We start from the raw sequence: 16,161 nt of genomic DNA, 5'->3' as shown, positions 1-16,161 counted from the left end.
CCGGCACATTTCCGGCCGGTCAGGCAGGGGCCGCCAGAATGGCTTCGATCCGCCAGCCGGCAGGCGTGCGCACCATGACAAGAACAATGTCCTGGCGGGACAGTGCCGCCGCGTTCCGCACCATGCCTCCCTGCGCGTCGCGCTCGGCATAAGCCGACGTGGAGACGGCTGCGGGCACGCTCACGCGGCCGGCCTCCCCGGGAACGGCAGGGCCGGCCGACAGAACCTCCACGGAAAGGCCGGCGAGCACGGTGCCGGCCGCCTCCAGCTTGGCGATCTCCGCCCGGTCCGCCAGCATCGCGGACGAGTCAGGGACGTTGACCCCGTCCAGCAGAGCCGCATCGGCTGTGCTGAAAGCCCTCGCCCGCAGTTCGGCGAGCGCACCGGCGGCGGCCGCGGGATCATCCCCGCGGAGCAGCGCCTGGAGTTCCGGTTCCGGCGTAACCGTCAGCGGCCCCTGTCCGCCGGCGGATCCCGTGCCCTGCTCCGGCTGCCCCGGTGTGCCCGGATCCGCGCCGGATTGCCCGCCCTGGCCTGCCTCCCCAGCTTCTGCCCCCTCTTCCGGCGCAGTTTCTTCTCCCGGCACAGTTCCTTCTCCCGGCCCCGTTCCTTCTCCCGACCCCGCTCCTTCTCCCGACCCCGTTCCTTCTCCCGGTGCAATCCCTTCACCCGGCGCAGCCCCCTGTTCCGGCACTGCCCCGCCTTGCCCCTGCAGCAGCTCGGGAGCGGCCACCGCAACAGCGCCAACACCCGCAACGGCCGCCACCAGGACCGCCGCCGCGCTCAGCAGCAACCGGTTGGGCCGCCGGTGTTCCGGCGTCTGAGGGCCCGGACGCCCGCCGTGCTGTCCCCTGCCCCTGGACTGCAGCCCGAGGGATGCCCTTCCCCGCTCAATCCGGGCGCGCCGGGTCTGGGTTCCCGGCTCGGCGCCGTCGGGAATCGGCAGGACCAAATCCAGCGGTTCGGCAACCGCGGAGGCAAACACGAGCCGCACAAATTCGGCGGCATCGGGGCGGGCGGCAGGCTCCGCTGACAATCCCGCCTCCACCGCCTCGGCAAGCTGCGGCGGAACGGCCGGGGCCAGGGCCGACAGCCGCGGACGGTGCTCCCGGGGCGGCAGGGCATGTCCGGTCAGCAGGAGCCATCCTGCCGCAGCCAGTGCCAGCACGTCGGCTGCCGGAGAACCCTGGAGCGGTCCGGATCCTGCTCCTGCGCCGGGGCGGTCGGTGTCCGGCGCAGCCGGCGTACTGCCCGCTGCCCCCGGCGCGCCAAGCAGCCGGTCGGTTCCACAATCGCCGAGCAGGGGTTTGCCCTGCGCTGTGAAGAGAATGTTGCCGGGCGAGACCCGTCCGTGGGCTATTCCCTGGCTGTGCAGGTACGCGAGGGCGGAACCCACGCCGACCAGGACAGTGACGGCCTCCCCAGGCGTCACTGTTTGCCGGAGGGCTGCCAGACGGACGAGGGACCCTCCGGGCGCGTACTCCATGAGCAGGCCCGGCCCCTGGTCGGTCTCCAGCACCGTGTGCAGCCGCAGCAGGTTTTCATGCTCGAAGCGCGAAAGGATGTTCAGCTCGCGCCGCGTCTCGAAAGTCCCGGCGGGCCCGCTTCCGGCCGCGGCCGCCGTCTTTAGCGCAAACCGGGCGCCGTCGTGCCCGCGCACCGCCAGCCACACGCGTGCCGAACCGTTTTCACCCAGCAGTTCCCCGGTCCGGTACCCCTGCTCGACCGCCGGCGGGCGCACGGGGGAATGCGCCGGCCCGGCTGTCCCGTTGAAGTCCATGCCCTCTGTTGTAGACGGGATTTCCCTGGCGTGCAGAAGTTATCCACAGCGGGCCTGCGGCATCCGGAGGAATGTGAGGCAACCCATAGTCGGAAGTTGGGCCCGGGCGGTCTAGGCTAGCCTCATGGCTTTGGAGTTTCTGCGCGTCGGTTTTGCCCCGCATTACGTCAATTATCTCGATGGCTGGGACCGGCAGCGGTCCCTCCACGCGCAGGTGCTGGACGGCACCGCGCCGGATACGGTGCTGCTTCTGGAGCATTTCCCTGTCTACACGGCGGGAAAGCGCACGGAAGAGCATGAGCGGCCCTTCGACGGCACCCCGGTGATTCCCGTGGACCGCGGGGGAAAACTCACGTGGCACGGTCCGGGCCAGTTGGTTGGCTACCCTGTCCTCCGGCTGCAGGACCCCGCGAAGGTCGCCGAGTATGTGGAGACCCTCGAGGATGCGCTCATCAGCGTCCTCGAGGATTACGGCATCAACGGTGAACGGGTGGCCGGACGCTCCGGCGTCTGGGTCCGCGGCAGAGGCACCGACCGCAAAATCGCCGCCATCGGCATCCGCGTCCACCACGGCGTCACCATGCACGGGTTCGCCCTCAACTGCAGCAATGACCTGGCCCCGTACAGCCAGATCATCGCCTGCGGAATAGCCGACGCCGGCACCACCACCATCTCGGCCGAAATCGGCCGCACAGTCACACCGAACGATCTGGTGGCCCGCGTGGAAGAAGAACTCTTCCGCCGCCGGGGACACCTTGTCCGCGAACACTCAGTTCGGCTTACGGACGCCGCCACCCCGGATCCCGGCGAAGCAGCCGGCCGGTCGAAAGGAGCCCTCCTATGACTCTTGCACCCGAAGGTCGCCGCCTGCTGCGCATTGAACAGCGCAACGTGGCCGTTCCCGTGGAACGCAAGCCGGACTGGATCAAGGCGAAGGTGAACATCGGTCCCGAGTACGTCCACCTCAAGGGGCAGGTGCAGAAGGAAGGCCTCCACACCGTCTGCGAGGAGGCCGGCTGTCCCAACATCTTCGAATGCTGGGAGGACAAGGAGGCCACCTTCCTGATCGGCGGCTCCGAATGCACGCGCCGCTGCGACTTCTGCCAGATCGATACCGGCAAGCCCTCCGCCGTCGACATCTTTGAACCGACCAAGGTGGCCCGGTCGGTGCAGAAAATGAACCTGCGCTACGCCACCGTCACCGGCGTGGCCCGGGACGATCTGGAAGACGAAGGGGTCTGGCTGTACGCCGAGACCATCCGCAAGATCCACGAGCTGAACCCGGGCACCGGCGTCGAAATCCTGATCCCGGACTTCTCCGGCAAACCCGAGCACATTTCCGCAATCTGCGATGCGCGCCCGGAGGTGTTTGCGCACAACGTCGAAACCGTGCCCCGGCTGTTCAAGCGCATTCGCCCGGCCTTCCGCTATGAACGGTCCCTGGACGTCATCACGCAGGGACAGAAGCTCGGCATGGTCACCAAGTCCAATCTGATCCTGGGCATGGGCGAAACCCGCGAGGAGATTTCCGGCGCGCTGCGGGACCTGCACGATGCCGGCTGCGACCTGCTCACGATCACCCAGTACCTGCGCCCCAGCGAGCGGCACCTGCCGGTGGACCGCTGGGTCAAGCCGCAGGAATTCGTCGAGCTCAGCGAGGAGGCCACCGAACTGGGCTTCCTCGGCGTGATGAGCGGCCCGCTGGTGCGCTCCTCCTACCGGGCCGGCCGGCTGTGGGCCGGCGCCATGCGCAAGAAGGGCCTGGAACTGCCCCCGCAGCTGGCACACATCGAGGATTCGGGCACCACCTTGCAGGAGGCATCCTCCATCCTCGCCCGCCGCTGACAACTCTTCCCTCCCCGGTCCGCCCCTGCGGCGGCCGGTGTACGCCCGCCGCGAACCCGGCACGCGGAAAGCCCTGACCTCAGGGTTTCCGCGTGCCGGGCCGCGCGGAACGGGCGCTCGAATCACGTAGAATTGAACCACTATGGCCAACAGCACAGATTCCGACGCACCCAAGAGCGCCCGCCGCGGCCTCTTCTCCCGCAAGCCCAAAGCGGAGAAGAAGAAAAAAGGCCCGGGCCGCATGAAGCAGATCGCCGACGTCTTCAAGATGACGCGGCGCAATGACCCCAACCTGGTGTGGGTGATGCTGGGCGCGTTCCTGGGCATCATCGCCGTCGGGCTGATCATCGGTCTGCTGATCGACAACTGGATCACGATGCTTATCATCGCGGTTCCGCTGGCCCTGCTGGCCGCAGTCTTCATTTTGTCCCGCCGCGCCGAGCGGGCCGCCTTCACCCAGATTGAGGGCCAGGCCGGCGCTTCCGGCGCCGCACTGAGCATCCTCCGCCGCGGCTGGATCCTGGAAGAGCAGCCGGTTGCCATCAACCCCCGCAGCCAGGAAGCAGTCTTCCGCGCCATCGGCCGCCCCGGCATCGTCCTGGTCACCGAGGGCGCCCCGGGCCGCGCCAAGGCCCTGGCCGACGGCGAACGCCGCCGGATGAACCGCATTGCCCCGAATGTTCCGGTCCACATCATCCAGACCGGCCGCGGAGACAACCTGACACCGCTGTCCCAGGTGGCCAAGAAGGCCAAGAAGCTGCCCAAGGCCCTGACGAAGCAGGAAGTCCAGGCCGTCAACAAGCGCCTGGCCGCCCTGGGCACGCGCCTGCCGATCCCCAAGGGCATTGACCCGTACAAGGCACGCCCGGACCGCAAGGCTTCCCGCGGACGCTAATCCTTATGCCGGCGCACTGCCGGCTGCAGCACAACGAAGGGCCCCTCCTCAGGAGGGGCCCTTCGTGTTACGCGACAGTGTTCCGGGACGGTGCGGCAGCGGTGCGCGGCCGGCGTCGTTCTTAGCGTTTGTGCTGGACCTTGACGAGGATGGTGCCCATGGCGCGGTCGTGCAGTCCCCGCTGGTCGGCGTCGAACACGACGGCGGGAATCACCAGGCAGAGCAGCAGGCTCCGGACCAGAGCGGGCAGGAAGCCGGCAGCCGTGCCGTCAAGGCGCTGCACCTGAAGGCTGAACACGCGGTGCCCGATGCTGTAGCCGAGGAGGCCAACGAGCACTATCTGCTCGACAGCGAAGATCGCCAGGGTAGCCGTGGACGACCACCCGAAGAAGGCGTAGGAAATCACCGAGGCAAGAGCCCAGTCGATGATAATGCCGCCGAGGCGCGGACCCACCCGGCCGATGCTGCCGGGGCCTATCTTGGGCCGGCCGAGGCGCTTGCCTGGCCAGCTGTTTTCATCGGAGGGAGGGCCTTCCAGCCACGAGCCTAAGCTTCTTCTATCAACCACCGCTTAAGACTACCCGGCGACGGCGGAGCCGCGCTCCGTCACCGAATGCTTCCGCTCCGTCCCTTAAATGCTTCCACGGGGCCGTTCACGTTAGGGTAGAGGAGAGACTTCGGCTGCGTAACTTGCTTGAAACACCGCCGACACGGTCGAGAAATTTGCTCCCCCTACAGTTCTAAGCAGTTGACAGGGAAGCCGTTTCCGTCCACGGGCAGGTAAGGCCGGGCAGCCCGGAGTCATCCACCTAAATTGTGTAAAAGGAGCAAAGTACCGATGTTCAAAACTGCGGACGAAGTCCTCAAGTTCATCGCTGACGAAGATGTTAGGTTCGTCGACATCCGATTCACCGACCTCCCCGGAGTGCAGCAGCACTTCAATGTACCGGCGAAGTCAGTAGATGCCGACTTCTTCATCAATGGCCAGCTCTTCGACGGCTCTTCCATCCGCGGGTTCCAGGGCATCGCTGAATCAGACATGCAGCTGATTCCGGACGTGACCACCGCGTTCCTGGATCCGTTCCGCATCGAGAAGACCCTGGCGCTGAACTTCTCCATCGTCAATCCCCGCACCGGCGAGCCGTACCACCGCGACCCGCGCGGCGTGGCCGAGCGCGCCGAAGCGTACCTGGCTTCCACCGGCATTGCCGATACTGCCTACTTCGCGTCCGAAGCCGAGTTCTTCATCTTCGACAACGTGCAGTACGAGTCCTCCCCGCAGGGCAGCTTCTACAAGGTGGACTCCATTGAGGCACCCTGGAACAGCGGCCGAGAGGAAGAGGGCGGAAACCTCGGCAACAAGACCCCGTTCAAGGGTGGATACTTCCCGGTGGCACCCGTGGACAAGCAGGCTGACCTGCGCGATGCCATCTGTGTGGAACTGGACGATGCCGGCCTTGAGGTTGAGCGTGCCCACCACGAGGTAGGCGGAGCCGGCCAGGCCGAGATCAACTACAAGTTCACCACCCTGACGCACGCTGCCGATGACCTGCTGAAGTTCAAGTACATCGTCAAGAACGTCTCCGATGCCTGGGGCAAGTCGGCCACGTTCATGCCGAAGCCTGTCTTCGGTGACAACGGCTCGGGCATGCACTGCCACCAGTCGCTGTGGAACGGCGCCACTCCCCTGTTCTACGACGAGAAGGGTTATGCCGGCCTTTCCGACGTCGCCCGCTGGTACATTGGCGGCCTCCTCAAGCATGCTTCCGCCGTCATGGCCTTCACCAACCCGACGGTCAACTCCTACCGCCGACTGGTCAAGGGCTTCGAAGCTCCGGTCAACATGGTCTATTCGCAGGGTAACCGCTCCGCCGGTATCCGTATTCCGATCACCGGCTCCAACCCCAAGGCCAAGCGCATTGAGTTCCGCGCTCCGGACGCATCCTCTAACCCGTACCTGGCCTTCGCCGCACAGCTGATGGCAGGCCTTGACGGGATCAAGAACCGCACCGAGCCCGCCGACCCGATCGACAAGGACCTTTACGAGCTTCCTCCGGAAGAGGCCCGCGGCATCCAGCTGGCCCCGGGTTCCCTCGAAGAGGCCCTGGACGCTTTGGAGAACGACAACGAGTTCCTCCAGGCCGGCGGCGTCTTCACCCAGGACCTGATCGACACCTGGATCGAGTACAAGCGCGAATACGAGATCAAGCCGCTGATGCTGCGCCCGAACCCGTACGAGTTCGAGCTCTACTACGGCTGCTAGCCCCAGCACTGGGATCTAGCGGCATAGTCCGCAGAGAGTCCGCACGAGCTGCCAGAACGACCGCGACGGCAGCGCGTGCGGACTCATCCTTATCTGGCCACATGTGACCATAGGTATCCAATGTGGTCTTGGCCGATGAGTGTCGGAGCCTCGACTGCACCACTTTCACGTCCAAACCGGATGCGATTAGCAGGGAAGCAAAGTAGTGCCGCAGGTCGTGATACCTGAACCCCTCAGGTAGGCCCTTAATCTCTGCCCTGGCTCGCCGGAAGTACGTCTCAAGCGTGTACGGGGCGACGGCACGCCCCTGCTCCGAGGTGACAATATTCGTTGAGCCGAACAACGTTGGGTTCCGGTTCAGTTCAAGGGCGAGCTCCTGCGGGATGGGAATCGGAGTTTTGGACATCTCTGTCTTCAAGGGCTCCGCAGGGTACTGAATTTCTGGAGAGATGACTCCCCGCATGAAGTCGACATCCGACACCCTGAGCGCGACCGCTTCCGCTACCCTGAGCCCTGCAAAAGCTGCGAGCAGAACGGCCGGTCGCATTCCTGCCGGCAGCGCATCGTGAAGGGCCCACACCTGGTCCGTGGTTGCAACGTAGGGCCGCTGCTTACCCGCACCGGGGGAAGTGCGACGACTGACCGGAGACTTTGCCACTAGCCCGTCATGCACGGCATCCGCGTAAATCTGAGACAGCCGGGAGTGTAACGCGTAGACCGTGGAGTCCGCGTATCCCCGTCCTTTAAGTTGGGCCGTCCACGCTTTCACCTCGGAAGGCCTGACTGCGCTGAGCGGCCGTCCGCCGAAAGCCGCCTCGATATGTTGCAAGTGAGTCCGGGCCTGCCTGACTGTGGAGGCACGGTTATTTCCGTACCCTTGAATCCAAGTCTGGCACCACTCCCCCACCGTGGTCTTCGCTGTTTTTGGGTCAATATAACTGCCAGCAACAACGGCCGCGGTAACGCCGTCAAGCCACTTCTGCGCGTCTATTTTCCGCGGAAAATGCCGGGCATGCTCCTTGCCGGCATCGTCCCGGTAGCGGGCACGCCAAGAGCCGTTATCCCTCTTTTGAATGCTGGCCATGGTACTTTTCCGCCGCCTTCATTGCGATCTCGACAGGGTCCAGGGCGAGGAAAGTTCTCCCCTCCCTAATCAGGCTATCCAAGTGGATTTTTTGAGACAGGGCTTCTTCCTCTTTTTTCATAACCGCGACAGATTCAAGATGCTCGTCCACCTCAGCCTGCGCCTCCAGGAAGTCCTGGACAGCATGAGATATTGCGGACGTCGTTTTGCGGCGACTCTTCACTGCCTCGGTGAAGCGAACCAAAGTCTCCATCTCCCCAGCTTCTAAAAACATGACGTCGAGGCGTGTTTGCAGGGTGTCAGCAATCACCTTCGCTTCGCCCAGTCGCACAAGCCGCTCGCACTTCTCTATTCGAGAGATGGTCGTCTGATGGAAACCCGACAGGCCGGCGCCTTTCAACAAGCGAGCTAACTCGCCTTGAGACCAGCCGAGCGCCTCACGGCGACGTTTGACGCTTGCAGCAAATCGGATGTCTTCGCTACCGGGCACTGCCTCGACTTCTGTTCTAGGGGTCATGACAACAGTCTCCCACCAATTTTCTGGAATCTCAACACATTTTGTTGCCAAGTGTCACCCAACTACTGATAGGCTATGGATTATCAATTCTCAACACAAGATGATGGAGCCAGCATGGAAGAACTGCGAAGTGTCAAGTTGCTGACTATGGATGAGGTGGCAGGTCTACTCCGGAAGTCTCCCGCCCAACTCCGATGGATGCGACATAACGGCAGCGGGCCAAAATCCGCGAAGCTCGGAGGCCGGGTGATGTACAGGGAGTCAGATGTCTTCGAATGGGTGAACGCAGCATTCGAAGACGCCGGGGCCGCCTAATGGAGCTAACGGAACAGCGAAGCCGGCTCGAGCGGATCACGGCCATCCAAGCCGCTCCCAGAATTACCCCCACCCCTAATCCGGGCATAGAAAAAGCGACCCCAGGTTCTCTCTCGCCAAAGATCCGAACCGAAGTCGCTCACACAACCAAACCCATTCAAAGGAACTGATTATGTCTAACTCAACTATCCCACAGGTCTGCCCAAAAGCAAGCGCGGAAGCTGATGACTTGCTCACCCCCGAGGAGTTCGAAGCCGAGGTTTCACAGCTCCTCGCAGAGCGGACGAAGGCCAATGAAACCATGACGCCTGCTCAGGGGAAGTACCTGGCTTGGCTCGTCTGCAGCCTTTACCCCGAATGGGACGAAGATCGCGTTATGGCAGCCATCGGACACGCGGTAGCCAGTCATCCCGACAAAGGTGCGGCCACTATTACCGTCGCAGTCCTCGCTTGGGCAGCGGATGGAACGAACCTGACGCCCGGAGGGGTGAGTGTTCCCGGTGGTCATTGGGTTAGGGCCCAAACCTTCGCAGAATCGGCCGCAACTCCTCCTACTGCCTGAATCGCCGTGATGCTGGCAACTACATGGGCAGCGGGGCGGGTGACTCATGGGCGCCACCAACGTCAAGCAAGTGTTTGAGCACTGGGGCCACCTCGACCATCGCCCCCATCGTTTGCTTACCTACATGGCGCTCACAGCAATGGATAAGGACAACCCACCGTTGTTCTACGGCGGTCGGGAGATGCTGGCCGCTGCCCTTGGGTACGACGTACCCAAGGAGCTCTCTGGCGGTGCTGAGTCCCCGCTCGCTGTCCAGGCGCAGAAGGACCGTGACAAGGCATTCCAAGCCGTGAAACAGGCCATCAACGTCTTGGTGCGCAAGGGCGCAATCAGTCGCATTGAGGTTGGCAAGTTCCGCAACCATTCTAAGTACGCACTCCACCTCGTACGGACTACCTGGGGACAAGAGGGGGTCACTGAACAACCTCCTGAAGGGGTCGCTGAACAACCACCAAAGGGGGTCACTCAGCAACCGCTAGGGGGTCGCTCAATGACCCTAGAGGGGGTCGGTGAACAACCCCCAAATGAGTATGAAGAGAAAAAAGGATCATTCAAAGGAATGTCCAGCCAGCCACCGAACGGCAACGACATGCGGCCCAAGGTCAAAACGCTGATGAATGATTTTTCATCCCAAGCAGAAGAACAAGAGCGGAACCGACAGATGGAAGCGCTTCAACAGCAGATGAGCAACTGGGGGAAATCGTGACCGGACCAGCGCTCGATTGGAAAGAACTAGCCCAGCAGAACGGCACACAGGCCCGCTACTGGCGAGATCTGGCAGTGAGCTACCACCAGCAACTACAGGCACTCACCCAGAACCGCCCCGAGAGCGACAAGCAAAAGCGCATCAGCTACATCGACCGCACCGGCGACACAGCCGCCATCCGAGCAGACCGAAGGAAGTAACCAATGGCTTATGACTACAAACCCCGCCAGATCAGCAGCTGGGACTTCGCTGCACAGTCCGCGGTCTACTACGAAAAGTGGATGCACCAGTGCCAGGAAACGGCCTACTGGAAAAACCGAGCACTAGCCGGCACCACTACGGGATCCGAGGTTGCCGCATGAGCAGTTACTACGGCACTGGCTACTGGCAGGCCAAGAACGCGGCCGGTAACGCGCAGATCATCCAAGCCAGCCAAGCCGCCGACCGCGCAACCCTCCTAGCTCAGGCATCACGCCCCGCCGACGTTTCGCCGGCAACACCAACTCCGGCAGACCCCAACTTCCCCGAAGGAAACCGATAGTTATGAGTCGTGTAGAAAACCTCAACAGCGGTGAGTTCAAGGACATCTTCCGCCGACTCCGAGCCCTCGAAACAGCTGCACCAATGAACAATGCCGCAGTGGGCCGCGGGGGTATCGAGGTCTACGACCAGGGCGTCCTGAACATCTCCAACGGAACACTTCTGGTCAACGGTCTGGCAAGCATCACAGGCACGTTCAGAGTCTCCGGTGGCAGCACCTTCACAGGAACGGTCGGCATCTCCGGACCACTCACCGTCACCGGCCCAACCAAACTGAACGGCCAGACCGACATCGGCGGCAACACGTCAGTAACGGGAGACCTCGACGTGCAGGGCCCACTGGATGTCACCGGGGCAATGACCGTTACCGGTGATACGAAGCTCAACGGCAAGACGGACATCGGCGGGAACACAACAGTGACGGGCGACCTGGATGTAAGAGGCCCACTCGACGTCACGGGAACTCTCGACATCAAGGGCATGTCCACGCTGCAGAATGACCTCGAGGTGCGCAGCAACGGCAAGGTCAAGGTCGGCGGGATGACACTGGATCCAACCGTGTCATCCGGCGCCATGACGTTCTCAAACGGGGCTCAGGTATTCACCGACGGGAGCAGTATCCAGATGTTCCGTGGTGACGGAGCTGTTCAGGTTGCTGGTGATAGGGCGGCAATCCAGTGGGGCGGCAGTTCATTCACCGTGGATGCAGGCGGCCGGCGGATTTCAAACCTTCCACAGACGACAGAAAAACCGAACCTCTATGTGGACAGCAGAGGCTATCTCTACCGTTCCACCGCGGCTTAGTCACTACCGACTGTCGCAAAAACACACCACTCACCCCTCGCTCAACAACCCCACAAAAACACCAACAGAAAGGCTTTACCATGCGCGGAATTGCAGTCATCGGCGGCGGATCCTTCAACAACTCCAGCCTCCCCAAAGTCAGCGTCAAGCCTGTCCCGGTCATCGCAGGCGCTAGATATGACTGGGCGGCAGATAACACGCGGCTCGGAGCCACCCAGGACTGGTGGGAGCAGCGGCAGGGCGGGCGCCTCACCAGCACCCACGAATCCGGACGCTGGCCCACCAGCATGCAGGCAACCAATAGGTATCTGGCCTTCGACGGTATCAACGACATGCTTGAAGGAATGGTTGATCTAACAGGTGAGAAAACACTGGTTGTCATAGGCCGCTTCCCCGAACCTGCCAACAACCAATTCATGGTCACGAGCGGCGCCGGAGGAGGTGCGCACAACCTCTACATCAATGCCTCCGGGACGTACGCCTTCAACAACGGAAGCTCCATCACCAGCACAAAGACCGCCGATAATTACTGGCACTGCTTCATCATCGTTACCAAGGGCAACGGCTCAGTGCTCCACATCGACGGGCAAGAGTGGACAGCCAACCTTCCAGCCAGCGCCGCGTCAATGCTGCGGCTTGGGGCCACATCATCCGAGTTCTTCAAGTCCGACATCTCACGCGTCGCGGTTCTCCCTTACGCGGCGGACGCATATGAGCGTGCATCCATTCGAGCGATCATGAAGGCGCATTACAGCCTGTTCTAGATCCCGCACCCCCACCAGCCGCAGCACCTCCACGCGGAGTGCTTTTTCTTGCCCAGGAGGCACCAATGGCGAACACACAACCGAATGCCCCGAGCGCATGCATGATCGACGCTCTGCCCAAGCTTCCAGCCGCTACCAAGGCCTGCTCGGAATGCCCTTGGCGCAAGAGCAACACCGACCGGGAGCACTACAACAACCAGTACTCGACCGAGGAATTCACCCGTCTATGGCGCAGCATCGCCATAGACGGTGACTTCTTCGGATGCCACCTCTTTGACGCTGAAGTCCACCCCGTGCCGGAAGTGTCACAGGCAATGGGGTACCAGAAACCCGCCGACATCGGAGCGCGGCGGGAGTGCGCAGGAATGGTGGCAGTGATCCGGCGAGAGTTGCGAATAGCAGCCACCTACGACGACCACGAGAAATACCTAGAGGCTCGGCCCGTAGGACTCTCCCTGAAGGCATTCCAGCGACTCAAGCAGCGGATAGACGGCGACGTCCTGCCTGAACTCAGATTCTCCCCGGATGAAGACGAATCAGACGTAGCCGACCCTGTGGAACGGGTGGATCAAAAGTCGCTGAGTTGGAAGTTCAGCCGCGAAGGCCTAGCGGACCTGAGTATCACCCTCGAAGCACTGAACGGCTCCACGTGTGAATGCCCTGTATGCAGCAACCACACAACGGTGCACACGCCGAAGAACCTAACCACGGCAGACGGCGACACGGTGCCCGTGGACGAGGAACTACACGGCTTACTCACCGCCATGACTCAGGCAGGGATCCGCACCATAGACAGCTGCATCAACATCGCGGACGCCCTGGATAAACTCCACCCCAGCCGGAAACCAGTGTTGCTACGTGCGCCGGCAGGGAAATTGAACTACCGGAACATGATCCTCCAAGAAGCCGCACACATTCGATTCAACAACACAGGAACAGCCGCGAGAGCATTCGAGGCTGTAGCTGCGAAAACCCCGGACATCGAAGTCAGTAAGCACGGGCTCATGACCCAGATCGTCTTCCAGCCGGTACATATTCCAGTTCTGACCGTCTACGCCGAAGGCCTGAGTGCACTGCTGCCCCCAACAGGGACGTCCCGATGCTGAGCACCAGTCCTGAGCCATTCGCAGACACAACCCCCGCCGACCTGTCCCATGACCTGCGCAGGGAGCACTTGCACGCCCTGGCATCCAAGCGGATCGGCGACCTAGAGATTCGGGTGCTCGGAGCATCCCATCAGATCGCCCTAGGCGACTGGACGGAAACAGTGGCATGTAACCCCAATAGGCCCGCGGGCAACCTTCCACGCACCACCTCAGAGCCCGGATACACCTTCACCAGCAGAACCAAGGACTACAGCCGGCGTGCTCTCAAAGAGCAAGTACAAGCCCTAATAGCAGCGACGGAACGTCACCCGGGAGGGCTAGCCGTTGCATTCGCCGGGGATCCGCTGGCCGTCACCGCCATCACAGCAGAAGTCACCAACGAAATCGCCCGGTGGAAGACCTGGCACGTCTACCCAAACACAGGCGAGATAGTCGCAACCCAAAGCACGCTTGACCTATCCACAGACCAGGAGAAGTAATGACCTTCATTAGCAAGCCCGAGCAGTACGGCCTGAACCGCCGGAATGCCCGCCACACCAAAGCGGGCGTTGCCTACATCGCCGGCCCGGACAGGAATGAACCCGCAGTCTGCATCTTCCGTGGAAACTTCGTCCTTAGCCTGCTCCCGGTTGCGGACGCGCTGCGGCTCAGTAACCAGATCGTAGACGCAGCAGAAAAGCACGAGGTGCACGCGTGAGCACGTTCAAGCACGCCACAGGCATGTTCCATAGCCCGCAGCGGCACTACTGGCGGAACACAGAAGACGCAAAGGGCACTTACGCCCGGCCCGCCACGATGGACACCCCAGAGGGCATGCAGCCCGCCGTTGCAGTGTTCAACGACAAGTTCATCCGGGGTGTCTATTCGCTAGATGAAGCCCTACGCATCGCAACCCAAATGGCAGACAGCATCGCCTACCACAAGCAGAAGGAAGCCTCATGAGACCTCAGAGCCCCGCAGGCTGCTACTGCCACAGCCTGAAAGACCTAGCGGCAGCAGCGGTCCAGGGCATAGACCTACACGCCACCCCAGACCCCGCAGGCACCACCAGTAGCCCGGCTATTGCCCTCAACAACGACGCCGCACTAGCCGGCATCGCAGGCGGCAAACCCGTCAGCGCCACCCGTCCCGCATGGGCCACCGACTTCCAGAACACACTCAACACCCAGGAGAACTAGACCATGGCATCAGCAGACAGCACCAACCTCGCCGCCCTCATCGGACAGGTGGAAACCGTAGTCTCAGCAGGTGGCACCACCACCACAGAATACGAGCGGGTACTCACCCGATGGCGAGACTTCACCAACCAGGACCGCACAGCCCTGGGCCGGCTCAGCGACGCACTCACCGGCGACGCGCACCCCGACGACTTGGCAACCCTCAACGCCCTCGCACTGGCAGAGCAGGCCAGCACCCCAGATCGCGCCTACGTCAGCAACCACGCAGCCGGCGCCGTATTCACTGCACTACGGGGAGAGGTGAAGAAGGTCAGCGAGGCCAATTACAACACCATTCGGGAAGCCTTCAACGTGGCCGCGGAGAGCTTCACCAAGCTATGCCGCACCGTAGACCCGGACGCTGACCCCGCCACCCTCATGACCGGCACCGACGCGCAACGCAAAGCATGGGCCACAGCAGCTATCCAGGCACCGCAGCTCGACCAGATGATTCCCTCCCTCGAAGCTGCAGCACGGCTGGCAGGCATCACCATCCCGGGCAACGAGGGACTGCTTGCGCTCACTGTGAACCCCGGCAAGAACCACCGCCGCCGCATCTGGGAAGCATGGGACAACACCGAAGGCAGCAGGGCTGGACGGTGGGGCGCACTCATCAAAGCAGGCGCCACCATCGAAGCTCCCAAGCTGGACGACTACAAGCCATACAAGCGGCCCGCGGATCCTGAATGGAAGTACGTGCGAGGAGCTATCGGCACCAAGCAGTACCTCGAAGACCCCGCAGACGCAGAGCACGCAGCACACCAGAAGCACGCCGCACAAGCCGCTTAGCTCACCTCCAGCACCACACCACCATGCGAGCCGTTACCTCCACCAAGGTGACGGCTCGCCGTGGTTATCGAGGGCCGCAGCCTGACCCCCGGAAACCCCAGGGGGGAGGGCCCAAGGGCAAACCTCCGCCAGACCGCCGGTGAGGGCGCTAAGAAGTGTGACAACCGCTCAACCTCAATCCAACTACGAAAGGAGCCCTCATGGGCACCTCCAGAAATACGACCAAGCCCAACTCCCGTGCTTACCGGGCGGCCAATCAAGCGATCCGTCAGGCGCTCATCACCCTGCCTGCTGGCGGGTGCGAGGAGGAGGTGCCGCCCATCCCTGAGAGTCGCGAGTGGTCAACACTCGAACGGGACCGCTGGGAGGAGCTGTGGGAGTCTCCGCAGGCTACTCAGTGGGATGAGACAGCCAAGGGCACGGTGGCACTGCTGGTGGCTTATGAGCACATGCTGCTGAGCGGGAATGGGTCAGCTTGGGTAGCCCAAGAGTGCCGTTATGCTTCGGAGGCTCTGGGGCTCACGCCTAAGTCCCTCACCACTCTTGGCTGGCGGATAGCTGATGGCGAGTAGCCGACGCCAAGCCCGGAGCAGCCGCGCCATTCCCATGTCTGGGATCCCTAGCCGTCACTACTGGAGGGCCAGGTTCTCCACCATGCGATACGGGGAGGTGTCCATCAGCTTCCGGGGCAACACGGCCCACCGGGTGAGCTACCAGCCGGATCCCGCCGTCGCGGGGGTGGCATGGGTAGCAAAGCACTGGGAGCCGGAGCGGTTCAACAAGCTCATCAGCGACGCCGAGGTATCGTTCGGCTTACGCCAACAACTCGCTGCTAAGGCCGATTTGGCCGGCTGAACCGGAGCGGGCTTGCGCAGTGGACCCATGGTAGAGGTAAAGTGTCCTAAATTGACGGAGGAGTTCACATGGCACGAAAGAGCAACCGGGCGAAGGCGAGGAGATGGTCGGCGCGGCCG

The 16,161-nt window shown here is 62.6% G+C and carries 24 protein-coding genes; 20 read left to right on the top strand and 4 right to left on the bottom strand.

Annotated elements, in window-relative coordinates; genetic code table 11:
* Positions 1 to 19: 19 nt before the first annotated feature.
* Positions 20 to 1,780: a protein kinase domain-containing protein gene (locus tag WKB88_RS00690; protein ID WP_341392623.1), complete on the bottom strand. Its 1,761-nt coding sequence runs from the start codon at positions 1,778 to 1,780 to the stop codon at positions 20 to 22.
* A gap of 124 nt (positions 1,781 to 1,904) precedes the next feature.
* Between WKB88_RS00690 and lipB the strand changes: the two genes are divergently transcribed.
* From lipB to WKB88_RS00675, 3 genes are all read left to right on the top strand, one after another.
* On the top strand, positions 1,905 to 2,624 hold the full coding sequence (lipB, locus tag WKB88_RS00685; RefSeq protein WP_341392622.1) for a lipoyl(octanoyl) transferase LipB: 720 nt from the start codon (positions 1,905 to 1,907) through the stop codon (positions 2,622 to 2,624).
* Positions 2,621 to 3,625 (top strand): lipoyl synthase, encoded by a 1,005-nt coding sequence (gene lipA / locus WKB88_RS00680; protein ID WP_341392621.1) that lies wholly within the window; start codon positions 2,621 to 2,623, stop codon positions 3,623 to 3,625. The genes lipB and lipA overlap by 4 nt, the downstream gene beginning before the upstream one ends.
* A 142-nt stretch (positions 3,626 to 3,767) precedes the next feature.
* Entirely contained in the window at positions 3,768 to 4,520 is a 753-nt protein-coding gene (locus WKB88_RS00675; RefSeq protein ID WP_341392620.1) for a DUF4191 domain-containing protein, read from the top strand.
* A 121-nt stretch (positions 4,521 to 4,641) separates the two neighbouring features.
* Here the strand turns inward: WKB88_RS00675 and WKB88_RS00670 are convergent, their stop codons facing one another.
* Positions 4,642 to 5,088 (bottom strand): RDD family protein, encoded by a 447-nt coding sequence (locus tag WKB88_RS00670; protein WP_341392619.1) that lies wholly within the window; start codon positions 5,086 to 5,088, stop codon positions 4,642 to 4,644.
* Between the two features lie 270 nt (positions 5,089 to 5,358).
* Here WKB88_RS00670 and glnA point away from each other — a divergent pair, with 270 nt between their 5' ends.
* Positions 5,359 to 6,783: a type I glutamate--ammonia ligase gene (gene glnA / locus WKB88_RS00665; protein WP_341392618.1), complete on the top strand. Its 1,425-nt coding sequence runs from the start codon at positions 5,359 to 5,361 to the stop codon at positions 6,781 to 6,783.
* Here glnA and WKB88_RS18165 read toward each other — a convergent pair.
* Positions 6,725 to 7,330 carry a site-specific integrase gene (locus tag WKB88_RS18165; protein WP_445818857.1) on the bottom strand — a complete coding sequence of 202 codons (606 nt, stop codon included), beginning with the start codon at positions 7,328 to 7,330 and terminating at the stop codon, positions 6,725 to 6,727. The genes glnA and WKB88_RS18165 overlap by 59 nt on opposite strands.
* Positions 7,331 to 7,841: 511 nt before the next feature.
* Entirely contained in the window at positions 7,842 to 8,384 is a 543-nt protein-coding gene (locus tag WKB88_RS00655; RefSeq protein ID WP_341392616.1) for a helix-turn-helix transcriptional regulator, read from the bottom strand.
* Between the two features lie 75 nt (positions 8,385 to 8,459).
* On the opposite strand from WKB88_RS00655, the gene WKB88_RS00650 reads away from it, so the two are divergent.
* The 16 genes from WKB88_RS00650 to WKB88_RS00575 all read left to right on the top strand — a co-directional run bounded on the left by WKB88_RS00650 (position 8,460) and on the right by WKB88_RS00575 (position 16,042).
* On the top strand, positions 8,460 to 8,699 hold the full coding sequence (locus tag WKB88_RS00650) for a helix-turn-helix transcriptional regulator (protein WP_341392615.1): 240 nt from the start codon (positions 8,460 to 8,462) through the stop codon (positions 8,697 to 8,699).
* Between the two features lie 172 nt (positions 8,700 to 8,871).
* Positions 8,872 to 9,261, top strand: coding sequence for a hypothetical protein (locus WKB88_RS00645; RefSeq protein ID WP_341392614.1), 390 nt, complete (start codon positions 8,872 to 8,874; stop codon positions 9,259 to 9,261).
* Between the two features lie 46 nt (positions 9,262 to 9,307).
* Positions 9,308 to 9,967, top strand: a complete 660-nt coding sequence (locus tag WKB88_RS00640) for a hypothetical protein (RefSeq protein WP_341392613.1) — start codon at positions 9,308 to 9,310, stop codon at positions 9,965 to 9,967.
* Positions 9,964 to 10,167: a hypothetical protein gene (locus WKB88_RS00635; protein ID WP_341392612.1), complete on the top strand. Its 204-nt coding sequence runs from the start codon at positions 9,964 to 9,966 to the stop codon at positions 10,165 to 10,167. The genes WKB88_RS00640 and WKB88_RS00635 overlap by 4 nt, the downstream gene beginning before the upstream one ends.
* A 3-nt stretch (positions 10,168 to 10,170) precedes the next feature.
* Positions 10,171 to 10,329 carry a hypothetical protein gene (locus tag WKB88_RS00630; RefSeq protein ID WP_341392611.1) on the top strand — a complete coding sequence of 53 codons (159 nt, stop codon included), beginning with the start codon at positions 10,171 to 10,173 and terminating at the stop codon, positions 10,327 to 10,329.
* The gene (locus tag WKB88_RS00625) at positions 10,326 to 10,508 is read left to right on the top strand and encodes a hypothetical protein (RefSeq protein ID WP_341392610.1); all 183 of its coding nucleotides are present in this window, start codon (positions 10,326 to 10,328) and stop codon (positions 10,506 to 10,508) included. The genes WKB88_RS00630 and WKB88_RS00625 overlap by 4 nt, the downstream gene beginning before the upstream one ends.
* Positions 10,509 to 10,510: 2 nt before the next feature.
* Positions 10,511 to 11,311, top strand: coding sequence for a polymer-forming cytoskeletal protein (locus WKB88_RS00620; RefSeq protein ID WP_341392609.1), 801 nt, complete (start codon positions 10,511 to 10,513; stop codon positions 11,309 to 11,311).
* A gap of 80 nt (positions 11,312 to 11,391) precedes the next feature.
* Entirely contained in the window at positions 11,392 to 12,075 is a 684-nt protein-coding gene (locus WKB88_RS00615) for a hypothetical protein (protein ID WP_341392608.1), read from the top strand.
* A 101-nt stretch (positions 12,076 to 12,176) separates the two neighbouring features.
* The gene (locus tag WKB88_RS00610) at positions 12,177 to 13,181 is read left to right on the top strand and encodes a hypothetical protein (RefSeq protein ID WP_341392607.1); all 1,005 of its coding nucleotides are present in this window, start codon (positions 12,177 to 12,179) and stop codon (positions 13,179 to 13,181) included.
* Positions 13,175 to 13,660, top strand: a complete 486-nt coding sequence (locus tag WKB88_RS00605; protein WP_341392606.1) for a DUF2617 family protein — start codon at positions 13,175 to 13,177, stop codon at positions 13,658 to 13,660. Before WKB88_RS00610 ends, WKB88_RS00605 begins: the two co-directional genes overlap by 7 nt.
* Positions 13,660 to 13,878, top strand: a complete 219-nt coding sequence (locus WKB88_RS00600) for a hypothetical protein (protein ID WP_341392605.1) — start codon at positions 13,660 to 13,662, stop codon at positions 13,876 to 13,878. Before WKB88_RS00605 ends, WKB88_RS00600 begins: the two co-directional genes overlap by 1 nt.
* Positions 13,875 to 14,123 (top strand): hypothetical protein, encoded by a 249-nt coding sequence (locus WKB88_RS00595; RefSeq protein WP_341392604.1) that lies wholly within the window; start codon positions 13,875 to 13,877, stop codon positions 14,121 to 14,123. The genes WKB88_RS00600 and WKB88_RS00595 overlap by 4 nt, the downstream gene beginning before the upstream one ends.
* A complete protein-coding gene (locus WKB88_RS00590) occupies positions 14,120 to 14,359 on the top strand; it encodes a hypothetical protein (protein ID WP_341392603.1) in 240 nt (79 codons plus the stop codon). Before WKB88_RS00595 ends, WKB88_RS00590 begins: the two co-directional genes overlap by 4 nt.
* 3 nt (positions 14,360 to 14,362) lie before the next feature.
* Positions 14,363 to 15,187, top strand: a complete 825-nt coding sequence (locus tag WKB88_RS00585) for a hypothetical protein (protein ID WP_341392602.1) — start codon at positions 14,363 to 14,365, stop codon at positions 15,185 to 15,187.
* A 200-nt stretch (positions 15,188 to 15,387) separates the two neighbouring features.
* Entirely contained in the window at positions 15,388 to 15,759 is a 372-nt protein-coding gene (locus WKB88_RS00580) for a phage terminase small subunit (protein ID WP_341392601.1), read from the top strand.
* A gap of 82 nt (positions 15,760 to 15,841) precedes the next feature.
* Positions 15,842 to 16,042 carry a hypothetical protein gene (locus tag WKB88_RS00575; protein ID WP_341392600.1) on the top strand — a complete coding sequence of 67 codons (201 nt, stop codon included), beginning with the start codon at positions 15,842 to 15,844 and terminating at the stop codon, positions 16,040 to 16,042.
* The last annotated feature ends 119 nt before the right edge of the window (positions 16,043 to 16,161 follow it).

This window comes from Arthrobacter sp. G119Y2 (assembly GCF_038069765.1).
GTDB lineage: Bacteria > Actinomycetota > Actinomycetes > Actinomycetales > Micrococcaceae > Arthrobacter_B.
The sequence above is the reverse complement of the archived record's forward strand: the minus strand, read 5'-3'. Positions and strand labels throughout refer to the sequence as shown.